The sequence below is a fragment of the Aeromonas sp. FDAARGOS 1403 genome (genome assembly GCF_019047325.1).
Taxonomy (GTDB): domain Bacteria; phylum Pseudomonadota; class Gammaproteobacteria; order Enterobacterales; family Aeromonadaceae; genus Aeromonas; species Aeromonas dhakensis.
Map to the genome: position 1 here is coordinate 1,324,462 of NZ_CP077249.1, position 12,476 is coordinate 1,336,937.

The following is a 12,476-nucleotide window of genomic DNA, read 5'->3' on the forward strand; positions in this document are numbered from 1 at the left end:
CATAGCAAACACCATCCCTGTGTTAATGAACTGTCCCCAGTGTAGCGAAAAAATCATGGTTGAGTAAAAAAATAAGCCATATATACTGGCGCCATCTTGTCGGAGTGCTGACCGTCGAACGACGCTAAGCTGAGACCGTTAATTCGGGATCCGTGGAACCTGATCAGGTTAAGACCTGCGAAGGGAAACAAGGGTAACTTGCGGGTTACCGCGCCGGGGAAGGAGCACCTTCCCGCCAGCCAGAGGCAGACCGCATCTGACTGGTACAGGCGCACAGGGGGAGGCTGTCCCATCCGGTCGTCCATCAGGCGCCGGCTCTCCTGTCAGGGAGAGAGGGTCAGCAGGGTTGGACTGGGAAGAGAGACCCCATCGTCCACTCCCCCCAGCACACCCCGCCGCAAGTTCATCTTCTCCTCGAACTCCAGACAAGCAAACACCCATAACTTCAACCGGTTAATGTGAGTTTTGCTATGTCTACTTCCGTATCCGATACCACCAAATCCAGCCGCCGCGAGCAGCGCTCCAGCGCCCAGACCTTTATCGACAACCTCAAGGGGATGGCTCACCCCAATTCCCGCCGCATCTTTATTGAAGGCTCCCGCGCCGACATCCGGGTGCCCCTGCGGGAGATCCAGCTGGCCGATACCTTCGTCGGCGGCACCAAGGAAGCCCCCCAGTTCGAGCCCAACGAGCCGGTACCGGTTTACGACACCTCGGGCCCCTATGGGGAAGAGGCTGCCCCCATCGATGTGCGCCGCGGCCTGCCGCGCCTGCGCGAGGAGTGGGTGCTGGAGCGCGCTGACACCGAAGCGCTGGAAGGGCTGAGCTCCACTTTCACTCAGGAGCGCCTGGCCGACGAGGGGCTGGATCACCTGCGGTTCGAACACCTGCCGAGCGCTCGCCGCGCCAAGCCGGGCCGCCGGGTCACCCAGCTGCACTACGCCCGCGCCGGCATCGTCACCCCCGAGATGGAATTTATCGCCCTGCGCGAGAACATGGGCCGCGAGCGGGTTCGCTCAGAACTCTTGCGCACCCAGCATCCGGGTCAGGGCTTTGGCGCCAGACTGCCCCAGAACATCACCCCTGAGTTCGTGCGGGGTGAAGTGGCCGCCGGCCGCGCCATCATCCCCAGCAACATCAACCACCCGGAAGCGGAGCCCATGATCATCGGCCGCAACTTCCTGGTGAAGATCAACGCCAACATCGGCAACTCGGCGGTCACCTCCAGCATCGAGGAGGAAGTGGAGAAGCTGGTGTGGTCGACCCGCTGGGGCGCCGACACCGTGATGGATCTCTCCACCGGCCGCTACATCCACGAGACCCGCGAGTGGATCCTGCGCAACAGCCCGGTGCCCATCGGTACCGTGCCCATCTACCAGGCGCTGGAGAAGACGGGCGGCATCGCCGAGGATCTCACCTGGGAGCTGTTCCGCGACACCCTGCTCGAACAAGCCGAGCAGGGGGTGGACTACTTCACCATCCATGCCGGCGTCTTGCTGCGCTTCGTGCCCATGACCGCCAAGCGCCTCACCGGCATCGTCTCCCGCGGCGGCAGCATCATGGCCAAGTGGTGCCTCTCCCACCACAAGGAGAACTTCCTCTACGAGCACTTCCGCGAGATCTGCGAGATCTGCGCCGCCTACGACGTCAGCCTGTCGCTGGGTGACGGCCTGCGTCCGGGCTCCGTCTATGACGCCAACGACGAGGCCCAGTTCGCCGAGCTGCGCACCCTGGGCGAGCTCACCAAAATTGCCTGGGAATACGACGTGCAGGTGATGATCGAGGGCCCCGGCCACGTGCCCATGCACATGATCGAGCGCAACATGACCGAGCAGCTTGAGCACTGCCACGAGGCCCCCTTCTATACCCTGGGCCCGCTCACCACCGATATCGCCCCGGGCTACGATCACTTCACCTCCGGCATCGGCGCCGCGCTTATCGGCTGGTACGGCTGCGCCATGCTCTGCTACGTGACCCCCAAGGAGCACCTGGGCCTGCCCAATAAAGAAGACGTGAAGCAGGGGCTCATCACCTACAAGATCGCCGCCCACGCCGCCGATCTGGCCAAGGGCCACCCGGGCGCCCAGATCCGCGACAACGCCATGTCCAAGGCGCGCTTCGAGTTCCGCTGGGAGGATCAGTTCAACCTGGCGCTGGATCCCGACACCGCCCGCGCCTACCACGACGAGACCCTGCCCCAGGAGTCCGGCAAGGTGGCCCACTTCTGCTCCATGTGCGGCCCCAAGTTCTGCTCCATGAAGATCACTCAGGACGTGCGCGACTACGCCGCCAAGCTGGAAGCCGTAGAGATCAAGATGGTGGGCATGGATGGCCAGCAGGAGCGGGTCGTCGCCGAGGTGGAGAGCGGCATGGCGCGGATGGCGGAGACCTTCAAGGAGACCGGCGGCGAGATCTACCACCAGGCGGCGACCCTGAAGCAGGCCGCAGGGGAGGAGGCGTGAGCAGCGAGCGCGGGGCTGTCAGCCCCGCCGACCTGTCCGCCGTGACGCAGGCCCGCCCCGTGGTCTGGACCATCGCCGGGTCCGATTCCGGCGGTGGCGCCGGCATTCAGGCCGACCTGCACACGATGCACGACCTTGGCGTGCACGGCTGCTCCGTCATCTCCGCCATCACGGCCCAGAACTCGGTGGCGGTGAAGATGGTCGACCCCGTGCTGATGCAGACCCTCACCGCCCAGATCGATGCCCTGGGGCTGGATCTGCCGCCCGCCGCCATCAAGATAGGTCTGCTGCCGACCCGGCTGCACGTGGAGGTGCTGGCCCGCAGGTTGTCGACTGTCGATGCTCCCTTCGTGGTCTACGACCCGGTGGCCATCGCCAGCACAGGCACCCCCATGGCGGAGCCCGGCATGCTGGCGGCGGTGCGTGAGCACCTGCTGCCGCGCCTCTCTTTGATCACCCCCAACGGCCCCGAGCTGGAAGCCCTGACCGGTCTGCCCGCCACCAGTCCCGAGCTGGTGCGCCTCGCCGCACGGCGGCTGCGCGAACTCGGCGCTCGCGCCGTACTGATCAAGGGGGGCCACCTGGAATGGGGTGGCGATCTCTGCCTCGACTACTACCAGGACGAGACCCGCGAATTCTGGCTCGCCGCGCCGCGCCTCGATACCCGCCACGGCCACGGCACCGGCTGCTGCTACGCCAGCGCCATCGCCGCCGTGGTGGCGCAGGACTACCCGGTGGAAGACGCCATCACCCTGGCGCGTGCCTATCTGCAACAAGGCTTGGCAGCGGCGCAGGGGGTGGGGGCGGGCCCCGGCCCCATCGCCCATCTGGGCTGGCCAGACAATCTCGCCCACTTCCCCCGTGCCGTGCTGGCAGATTCAAAGCTCGATCGCCGCTTCGGCCTGTATGAAGCAAGCAGCGCCCGCTTGCCGGATGGCCCCTTCGCGCCGACCGAACACAACCTCGGCCTCTATCCGGTGGTCGATTCGGTCAAGTGGCTCAAGCGTCTGCTGGGGGCTGGGGTCAAGACCATCCAGCTGCGCATCAAGGACCTGCCCGCCGCCCAGGTGGTGCCGGCCATTCGTGATGCTGTGGCGCTCGGTCGCCGTCATGGGGCACGGCTCTTTATCAACGACTACTGGCAGCAAGCCATCGAGGCGGGCGCCTGGGGCGTGCACCTGGGGCAGGAGGACATGGAGACCGCCGATCTCGCCGCCATTCAGGCGGCGGGGCTGCGCCTTGGCATCTCCACCCACGGCTACTTCGAGCTGATGCGGGCCCGCGAGCTGGCCCCCTCCTATATCGCGCTCGGCCATATCTTCCCGACCAACACCAAGGCGATGCCTTCGCGCCCCCAGGGGCTGGAGCGGCTGCACTACTACCGTGCCCTGATGGCGGATTGGCCGACGGTCGCCATCGGCGGCATCAGCGAGGAGCGGGTCGCGGCGGTCAAGGGGAGCGGGGTCGGCAGCATCGCGCTGGTCTCGGCCATCACGGCGAGCGACGACTGGCAGGGAGCGACCGAGCGGCTGCTCGCCGCCGTAGGCGCGGGGGACGAGCCACGCTCGGCCACTGACATAAGAGAGGTGGAACATGCGCTCTGATGCCGCTTCTCTCAGTGACCAAGAGTATTTGCGATACGGCCGCCAGCTGATGCTGGCGGAAGTGGGCGAGGAAGGGCAGGCGCGGCTGAAAGGCAAATCCGTGCTGATCGTGGGCCTCGGCGGGCTCGGCTCGCCGCTCGCCCTCTATCTGGCGGGGGCCGGGGTGGGCACCTTGTGGCTGGCCGATGGCGATACGGTCGATTCCAGCAACTTGCCGCGCCAGATCCTGTTCGATAGCGAGGCGGTCAACCACTCCAAGGCGGAGCTGGCCCGCGAGCGCTTGGCCGCCCACAACCCGCTGGTGGAGCTGATCGCCATCAACCAGCGGCTCGATGCCGCCAGCCTGCCCGGCTTTGTGGAAGAGGTGGATCTGGTTGTCGACTGCTGCGACAACCTGGCCACCCGCCAGGCCATCAACGCCGCCTGCGTGGCTCAGGGCAAGCCCTGGATCTCTGCCGCCGCAGTGGGTTGGCAGGGGCAGCTGATGGCGCGCACAAGTACGGAGCACGCCTGTTACGCCTGCCTCTATCCGTTGGATACCAAGGTGAGCCAGAGCTGCGAGACCAGCGGCGTCACCGGCCCGCTGGTCGGGGTGATGGGCTCTTTGCAGGCGCTGGAGGCATTGAAACTGCTGTTCGGGATGCAAAGCCCGGTCGCCGGCACATTGCGCCGTTTCGACGCGCTGGCCCATCAGTGGCAGACCCTCACCCTGGCCCCCGATCCCGATTGCCCGGTTTGCGGGCAGCGCCGATGCCCGACAAACGATAAGGAAATCACCCCATGACCTTGACCATTCGACTCAACGATAAAGCCCAGCCGCTGGCGGCAGGGCAGAGCGTGGCCGACCTGCTGGCCGCCCAGGACGTCCATCCCCAGGGGGTGGCGGTGGCCCTTAACGGCGCCGTGCTGCCCCGTGGCCGCTGGGCCGAAACCCGTCTCAATGACGGGGACGAACTTCACCTCTTTACCGCCATTGCGGGAGGCTGACCCATGATGCTCACAGTCCCATCTTCGAGCGTTCTGCCTTGCGGCGGGGCCTCATCTCCTCTTATCGCAGTGGCCGGAGGCTGACATGCTGACAATTGCCGATCACACCTTCTCGTCGCGCCTCTTCACCGGCACCGGCAAGTTTGCCCGCCCGGAACTGATGGCCGCCGCCATTGAGGCGAGCGGCTCCCAGCTCGTCACCATGGCCATCAAGCGGCTCGAACCGGGCAAGGCCCACGACGATATCCTGAGCCCCTTGCTGCAACTCGGGGTCAAGCTGCTGCCCAATACTTCTGGTGCCAAGACCGCCGCCGAAGCGGTGTTTGCCGCCCACCTGGCCCGCGAGGCGCTGGGGACGAACTGGCTCAAGCTGGAGATCCATCCCGACCCGCGCTATCTGCTGCCCGATCCCATCGAGACGCTGAAAGCCGCCGAGCAGCTGGTGAAAGAGGGCTTCGTGGTGTTGCCTTACTGTGGCGCCGACCCCGTGCTGTGCAAGCGGCTGGAAGAGGTGGGCTGCGCCGCCGTGATGCCGCTCGGTGCGCCCATCGGCTCGAACCAGGGGCTGGTGACCCGGGAGTTTCTCTCCATCATCGTCGAGCAGGCGAACGTGCCAGTGGTGGTGGATGCGGGGATCGGTGCGCCAAGCCACGCGGCCGCCGCCTTTGAGCTGGGTGCCGACGCCGTGCTGGTCAACACCGCCATCGCGGTGAGCGGCGACCCGGTCGCCATGGGCCGCGCCTTCGCGTTGGCCTGTGAGGCAGGACGTAGCGCCTATAAGGCGGGCCTGGGGGCGCGCGGCGTGCAGGCCCAGGCCTCCAGCCCGCTGACCGATTTTCTGGGGGCGCTATGAGTCATGATGTGGGCTCAGGGCGAGAGCCAATGGCAATGGCCTCTTCCTCGGTTTCTCCCGAGGCTGATGTGTTTAGCCCCCCTCTCCCTCTGGGAGAGGGGCTGGGGGTGAGGGCAGAGGCTGATTCGGTGCTTGAAGGAGGCGAGTTCTGCGCTCCTCCCCCTCCCAAGGGGGAGGTCGGGAGGGGGTTGGATTTTGCCAATCGTTGGCAGGAGCTTGATTGGGACGATATCGGCATGCAGATCCGCGGCAAGACGGCCGCGGATGTGGCACGCGCCCTGAGCGCACCCCGCCGCACCCTGACGGACTTTATGGCGCTGATCTCGCCGGCCGCCGAGGCGTTTTTGCCGCAGATGGCGGCCGAGGCCGAGCGGCTGACTCGCCAGCGCTTCGGCAACACCATCGGCTTCTATGTACCGCTCTATCTGTCGAACCTGTGCGCCAACGACTGCACCTACTGCGGCTTCTCCATGAGCAACCGCCTCAAGCGCAAGACCCTGAATGCAGAGGAGATTGAGCGCGAGTGTCTGGCCATCAAGGCGCGCGGCTTCGACAGCGTGCTGCTGGTGACCGGCGAGCACGAGCACAAGGTGGGGCTCGGCTATTTTCGCGAAGTGATGCCCATCATTCGCCGCCACTTCAGCACGGTGGCGATGGAGGTGCAGCCCCTCTCGCAAGACGAATATGCCGAGCTGAAGAGCCTCGGCCTCGATTCGGTCATGGTCTATCAGGAGACCTACCACGCTCCCACCTACGCCCGCCACCACCTGCGCGGCAACAAGCGGGACATCGCATGGCGCCTCGCCACGCCGGATCGGCTCGGCCGCGCCGGTATCGACAAAATAGGGTTGGGGGCGCTGATCGGTCTCTCATCGGACTGGCGCGCCGACAGCTACTTTGTCGCCGAACACCTCGCCTGGCTTGAGCGCCACCACTGGCAGAGCCGCTATTCGCTCTCCTTCCCGCGTCTGCGCCCCTGTACCGGCGGGTTGGAGCCTGCCGTGGTCATGTCGGATCGCCAGCTGGCCCAGCTTATCTGCGCCTGGCGTCTCTTCTCGCCGACCCTGGACTTGTCCCTCTCGACCCGTGAATCGCCGGCGTTTCGCAACGGCGCGGTGCGCCTTGGCATCACCCAGATGTCGGCCGAGTCGCGCACCCAGCCGGGTGGCTATGCCGAGGGGGATAAAGAGGAGCTGGAGCAGTTCGCCATCCACGACGACAGACCGGTGGGGGAGGTGGCCGCCGCCGTGCGGCAGGCGGGGTTGCAGCCGGTGTTCAAGGACTGGGAACCCTTCCTGGGCCGATAGGGGGAGGAGTTAGGCCAAACTCCGTGCCTGTGGCATGCAGGCACGGCTGCGCCGTGCAATCGTAGGGGCGATTAGCCGGTAGGCGTAATCGTCCGCTTTGTGGTGTGTCTGATGGATGGCACGGCTGCGCCGAGCAGGACGCGAGGCTGTTGGCCTCGACGGGGTTTCGCCCGCCCTTCGGGCTTGGGCGAGTAACTTTTCTTTGCGTGGCCAAAGAAAAGTCACCAAAAGAAAGGCCACCCCCGCTTATTCGCCCGACTTACGTCGGGTTCCTTCGGCTCACCCACTTGTCCGACGGCACGCGCCGACGGGCCATCCATGGCCCGGCGCCGCTCGCTCGACATCCTGTCTCGCGGCCTGGACAAGCGGGCTCGCCTCTGCGAATAAGAGGGGGATCTAAGCTTCAGCCTAGTGGGTCATGCTCCCGGCTCAGATGTGCGATTTAAGCTCAAACTTCCGTAAGTATCTAGAAAATACCCAACCTATTTTACGCTCACCGGTCTCGTCACATATAAATTCAATCTGAGTCCAGCGTTTTGATTTGGTGACGAATTTAACTACCATCCCATTTTTCAATTCGTCAACAACCTCTGCTTTTGTTGATGGTTCTGCTCTAACATTTAAAATTGAAACCAAAACAAAACGATAATTACTTAATTCATAAATATCGTACTCTTTATTGGCAGATTGGGTAATTAATTTGGTTGCGACCCTTGGCGTTTCTCTTTCAAACAGATACTCCCAGTTTTTATATAGAGGCATAGATAAATTACTAAATACATTAAGGAAGTAACTTAAAAATAGGGTTACAATCAGTTGTATCGATGAGGGCTGATTGTCATACCAACTTAGAAACCCTTCATTACTATTTGATGATGTTACTTGAGCAAGCTTTACAAAGGTTTGTTCTACAGAATCATCTTTTATCTCTATACTGTCCGAACTTTCGGACAGTAATTTATTGATCTGCTCCGTAATTACAGATAAATCCTGTGCTGCGAACAGCAATGTCATTTCTCTTGCTGCTTTCATTGCAGGCGATTCTGGGAGTGCAAATGATTGAACAATTTCTCTTGCAGCTTTCATCGTAGGCGATTCTGGGATCGCAAATGATTGAACAATTTCTCTTGCAGCTTTCATCGCAGGCGATTCTGGGATCGCAAATGATTGAACAATTTCTCTTGCAGTTTTCATTGCAGGCGATTCTGGAATCGCAAATGACTGGGCAATCTCTCTTGCAGCTTTCATCGCAGGCGATTCTGGGATCGCAAATGACTGAGCAATCTCTCTTGCAGCTTTCATCGAAGGCGATTCTGGTATCGAATATGATTGAGCAATTTCTCTTGCAGCCTTCATCGCAGGTGATTCTAGTATCTCAAATAATTGAGACATCTCTTTTGATATTTTTAGAGCTGCTAATCCATGTGATGTTTTCATGTGTAGGTGATTTATTTTCCTAAGTTCTTTCATGAAGCACGTCCCTAAAAATATCTAAGTACTCATCTTAACTGGTAGAGCAGTGTACCTTTTCTTAGGGCTTGTATGAAGCCATTAAAACCTAGGCATAATTCATGAACACCACCCTTTTGGCAAGGGGCTGAGTTCTTTAACTAAAGGCTTACTGGAAGGGCAGTTGCCATGACCGTATTCCTTTGTCTCTCAAATAAGCCTGCGAGATACGCCCTGCTACAGAAATCAGTCTAAGGGAATAAGCGAATAGACATTCGCATCGAGGGGCTGCCCATGAAGAAAGATGCGGTTTTTTGCCCGGCACTCGAAGGTGGCGCCGGCTGCGATGGCAACGGCTTCGCTGGCGGTGTTGCCGACCCCCATCACGATCTCCAGCCGAAATAGCCCCAACTGCTGAAAGCCAAAGTCACGGAGCAGGGCGACAGCCTGCCGGGCGATGCCGCAGCCTTGGCGGGACTGGCGCACCCAATAACCGATATTGCCGTAGCGATGATGGGGCGACAGCTGGTTGATTCCGGCGCCACCCAAGAGCTGGCCGGTGGTGGCGCAGAAAAGGCCCATATCAAAGGCACGTCCCGCCTCGCGATCCTGATCGCAGGTGACAAACCAGGCCAGCGCCTGCTCCCGGTTGAACGAGGGAGTGCACCAGCTCATCCAGCTGCCGACCGTTTCGATGGATTCGTGGGCTGCGCGGACAAACTCGTCGGCATCGCCCGGTTCGAAGGGGCGAATAACGAGTGTGGCGTTGGCAAGGGGCTGGAATGTTATTGGCTGTCCTGCTTTTTCATCTGGATGATTGGTCAGGACTTTACGACGGCAACCCGCTTAAGCCCCATACCAACACTGGCAGGAGCCGTGAGCGAGAAACCGAATTGTTGATAGAGTCGGTAAGCCTCCCCATCTGCCAGCAAGCTGACATAGCCTGACTCCGGTACTTCGCGGGCGATATAGTCCGCGATCTCCGCCATGATCTTTTTGCCTACCCCCTGACCCTGATATTCAGGCAGTACTGCAATATCAACGACTTGATAAAATGTCCCGCCATCTCCGATGATGCGACCCATGCCGATGGCGGTCTGACCGCAAAATATCTGGACGGCAAACAGCGTATTGGGCAGACCAAGCTCTGCGGCTTCAAGCGTCTTTGGGCTGAGTCCGGCAGCGGTTCGAAGATAGCGATAGGTTTCGACGGGCGGCGTTGAGTGGACGACAGTGAAAACGGGTGTTGGTGCGGTCATTCGGGTAACTCCATGTAGGGCCTGATTGTTTTAAATGCCCATGTAACGCACTGATCTGGTGATGGATCCGTGCTCTCCAGGGCTGTAGGGGGAGGTTCTTATCAATGTCTCTAGGTGGGCAGCTATCACCCCACCCTCTCCAACTCGCCAATTTCCCCGCCGCCGATCAAGTTCAAATTCCGGCTGATCCTCTCCACCGGCCAGTCCCACCAAGCGAGGGCGTTGAGACGGGCGATGGTGTCGTCGTCGAAGCGGTAGCGGATCACCTTGGCGGGGTTGCCACCGACCACGGCATAGTCGGGCACGTTGCCGGTGACCACTGAGCGGGTGGCGATGATGGCACCGTTGCCGACCTTGACCCCCGGCATGATCAGGGCCTCGACGCCGATCCAGACATCGTTGCCGATGACGGTATCCCCCTTGTAGGGGAGGCTGCCCGGGGCGGGGGCGGCATGCTCCCAGCCGTTGCCGAAGATAAAGAAGGGGTAGGTAGAGACGCCGGAGGTCTGGTGGTTGGCGCCGTTCATGATGAACTTCACCCCGCGGGCGATGGCGCAGAACTTGCCGATGATCAGCTTGTCGCCGATGAAGGGGAAGTGGTAGAGGACGTTGCGTTCAAAGCCCGCAGAATCCTCCGGGTCGTCGTAATAGGTGTAGTCACCCACCTCGATATTGGGCCCCTTGATGGTGTTCTTTATAAAGCACACCTGGGGGAAGCCCGCCATGGGGTGCGGGTTGGCGGGGTCGGGTCCGTGCATGGGGGCACCTCTGGCGTCTGGGCTCAGGCTACCCTAACGGAATCGGGTGAAGCCTGGCCACCCTTTTGTGCCCTCCGCTTCGCCAGTCTCTGTCGCCCTGTGGTGGTGGGTGCATCGACCCCGCCTGGGTTTGTCTCTAGCATAAGGAGGATGCGGGGCAGGGGCTCCGCCATGCGGGTGGTGGTTGATGCCCGTTTACGGACTTCTGGCGGAGAGAAAAGATGAAGCTGCGTTCCTTGTTGATGGTGGGTGCCCTGCTGCTGGGCGGTTGTGCGGTCAATCCCTACGGCGGCACTCAGGCCCCGGTGAGCGAGCCGGATGCCCCCGTGGTGCAGCCGGACAAACCGGTAACCAAGCCGGATGCCGGGGCGCCGCTGCCCAAGTCGGTGGCGCCGACCGGGCTGGCGCTGGCCATGGCCGACGCGTTTGTGCAGGCACCCGAGGTGCGGGAGCTGGCGCAAACGGGCCAGCCGGTGCTGCTGCTCACCCCGCCCCAGAATGGCACCGGCGAGCCGGTGGACACCCGCGCCATGGCGGCGGCCATGAGCAAGCGCATCCAGAGCAAGAGCGGTTTTCGCTTTGTCGACCCGGGTCAGGTGGCGGCCATCACCGGCCAGCTGGAGTATCAGCAGGGCAGGATGAACCCGGCCTCCCTGGTGCGGCTCGGTCGCCAGACCGGCGCCGGTTACATGCTGTATGGGGATCTGGTGGCCGAGGGCAGCCGCTATCGGTTGTCGATGACTCTGATGGAGCTGCGCAGCGGCGAGCTGCTCTGGAGCGGCAGTCGCTCCGCCAGCCACTGAGGATGCCGAAGGGCTGACAAGTTTGTCAGCCCTTCACGCTTTGGACGGTGCCAGCAGGTTGAGGTAATCGAGCAGCGAGAAAGGGTACGCAAAGCCCGTCAGCTTGGCCAGTCTGTCCAGCTCTGTCTGTCCAACTTGCTGTAACTGTGCCTGCTGAGCCGGCGTGAGCGTCGTGTATCTTGCCTTGATCAGGGCATCGAGCAAGGCGCGGTCTCCGGCGACTGCCTGATGGAACGCCTTGATCGCCAGTGCCTCTACCTCTGCTGCTGTGCAGCGTTCCATGCTCTTCTCATGCAGGTAGACAAGCACAGTCACCTGCTGCTCTCTTTCCAGCAACCAGAAGCGATCCTCTTTGGGAGGCAACGCGGGTTTGTGGCGGGCCTTGCTTGCCTCACAACGCGCAAACGCCGGATCCAGATCGTGCAACGACAGGGCCATGGCGTTCTGGCTTGTGGTCAGCAACAGACACAGTGCACCCAAGGCCGAGCTGAGGAGCGTGGGTTTGGCCTTGCCCTTGCCCTTGGTGGTGAGTGGCGACAGCGACCTCATACCTGCTTTTTCAGAAAATAGGTGGTATGCCCGGGCGGCATGTCCGGCAGCTCGCCAAAGACCTTGTAACCCTGCTTCTGGTAGAAGGGCAGCGCCTGGAAGCTGGTGGTTTCCAGATGAAAGTTGCTGATGCCCTTGCTTCTGGCGTACTGCTCCATGGTAGTGAGCAGGCGGCCGCCCCAACCATCCTGGCGGATGCGCTCGTCAATCCAGAGCCAGTCCACGTGCAGCCAACCCCACTTGAGGTCGGCGGTGATGCCGCCGTGCACCTTGCCCGCTTCGTCCTTGATAAAGCTGGCGATGTGCTCGCGCAGGTGGGTGCCGGCCTGGTTGATGTTGTAACCCGACAGGCCGATACGCAGCGCGTCGACATCCTGCTCGGCAGGGGGGTGGGGTTGGGTCAGGTACATGGTCTCTCCAGAGCCGGGTAAAGGGCCTCTATCAA

General features: G+C 61.9%; 13 protein-coding genes and 1 riboswitch. Of the genes, 7 read left to right on the forward strand and 6 right to left on the reverse strand.

Going from position 1 to position 12,476, the window contains the following annotated elements:
• The first annotated feature begins 90 nt into the window (after positions 1-90).
• A riboswitch (TPP riboswitch) is annotated at positions 91-204 on the forward strand.
• Positions 205-470: 266 nt separating this feature from the next.
• The 6 genes from thiC to thiH all read left to right on the forward strand — a co-directional run bounded on the left by thiC (position 471) and on the right by thiH (position 7,213).
• On the forward strand, positions 471-2,462 hold the full coding sequence (gene thiC, locus I6L33_RS06380) for a phosphomethylpyrimidine synthase ThiC (RefSeq protein ID WP_302054595.1): 1,992 nt from the start codon (positions 471-473) through the stop codon (positions 2,460-2,462).
• Positions 2,459-4,066, forward strand: a complete 1,608-nt coding sequence (gene thiE, locus I6L33_RS06385; RefSeq protein WP_216973735.1) for a thiamine phosphate synthase — start codon at positions 2,459-2,461, stop codon at positions 4,064-4,066. The genes thiC and thiE overlap by 4 nt, the downstream gene beginning before the upstream one ends.
• Positions 4,056-4,850, forward strand: a complete 795-nt coding sequence (locus tag I6L33_RS06390; protein WP_139433093.1) for a HesA/MoeB/ThiF family protein — start codon at positions 4,056-4,058, stop codon at positions 4,848-4,850. The genes thiE and I6L33_RS06390 overlap by 11 nt, the downstream gene beginning before the upstream one ends.
• A complete protein-coding gene (thiS, locus tag I6L33_RS06395; RefSeq protein WP_042009043.1) occupies positions 4,847-5,053 on the forward strand; it encodes a sulfur carrier protein ThiS in 207 nt (68 codons plus the stop codon). Before I6L33_RS06390 ends, thiS begins: the two co-directional genes overlap by 4 nt.
• A gap of 85 nt (positions 5,054-5,138) precedes the next feature.
• Complete coding sequence (locus tag I6L33_RS06400; RefSeq protein WP_216973736.1) at positions 5,139-5,906, forward strand: thiazole synthase; 768 nt, start codon at positions 5,139-5,141, stop codon at positions 5,904-5,906.
• 35 nt (positions 5,907-5,941) lie between these two features.
• Positions 5,942-7,213, forward strand: a complete 1,272-nt coding sequence (gene thiH / locus I6L33_RS06405; RefSeq protein WP_216974105.1) for a 2-iminoacetate synthase ThiH — start codon at positions 5,942-5,944, stop codon at positions 7,211-7,213.
• Positions 7,214-7,642: 429 nt separating this feature from the next.
• Here thiH and I6L33_RS06410 read toward each other — a convergent pair whose 3' ends face one another.
• The 4 genes from I6L33_RS06410 to I6L33_RS06425 form a co-directional block, all read right to left on the reverse strand.
• A complete protein-coding gene (locus tag I6L33_RS06410) occupies positions 7,643-8,683 on the reverse strand; it encodes an SH3 domain-containing protein (protein WP_216973737.1) in 1,041 nt (346 codons plus the stop codon).
• 225 nt (positions 8,684-8,908) lie between these two features.
• Positions 8,909-9,451: a GNAT family N-acetyltransferase gene (locus I6L33_RS06415; protein ID WP_216974106.1), complete on the reverse strand. Its 543-nt coding sequence runs from the start codon at positions 9,449-9,451 to the stop codon at positions 8,909-8,911.
• Between the two features lie 32 nt (positions 9,452-9,483).
• On the reverse strand, positions 9,484-9,921 hold the full coding sequence (locus I6L33_RS06420; RefSeq protein WP_017787373.1) for a GNAT family N-acetyltransferase: 438 nt from the start codon (positions 9,919-9,921) through the stop codon (positions 9,484-9,486).
• 125 nt (positions 9,922-10,046) lie between these two features.
• On the reverse strand, positions 10,047-10,679 hold the full coding sequence (locus I6L33_RS06425; RefSeq protein ID WP_216973738.1) for a Vat family streptogramin A O-acetyltransferase: 633 nt from the start codon (positions 10,677-10,679) through the stop codon (positions 10,047-10,049).
• Between the two features lie 221 nt (positions 10,680-10,900).
• Between I6L33_RS06425 and I6L33_RS06430 the strand changes: the two genes are divergently transcribed.
• Positions 10,901-11,482, forward strand: a complete 582-nt coding sequence (locus I6L33_RS06430; protein ID WP_139726122.1) for a penicillin-binding protein activator LpoB — start codon at positions 10,901-10,903, stop codon at positions 11,480-11,482.
• Positions 11,483-11,515: 33 nt separating this feature from the next.
• On the opposite strand, the gene I6L33_RS06435 is transcribed toward I6L33_RS06430, so the two are convergent.
• Both I6L33_RS06435 and I6L33_RS06440 read right to left on the reverse strand, forming a co-directional pair.
• Complete coding sequence (locus I6L33_RS06435) at positions 11,516-12,031, reverse strand: hypothetical protein (RefSeq protein WP_216973739.1); 516 nt, start codon at positions 12,029-12,031, stop codon at positions 11,516-11,518.
• Positions 12,028-12,441 carry an N-acetyltransferase gene (locus I6L33_RS06440; RefSeq protein WP_216973740.1) on the reverse strand — a complete coding sequence of 138 codons (414 nt, stop codon included), beginning with the start codon at positions 12,439-12,441 and terminating at the stop codon, positions 12,028-12,030. The genes I6L33_RS06435 and I6L33_RS06440 overlap by 4 nt, the downstream gene beginning before the upstream one ends.
• Positions 12,442-12,476 lie beyond the last annotated feature (35 nt).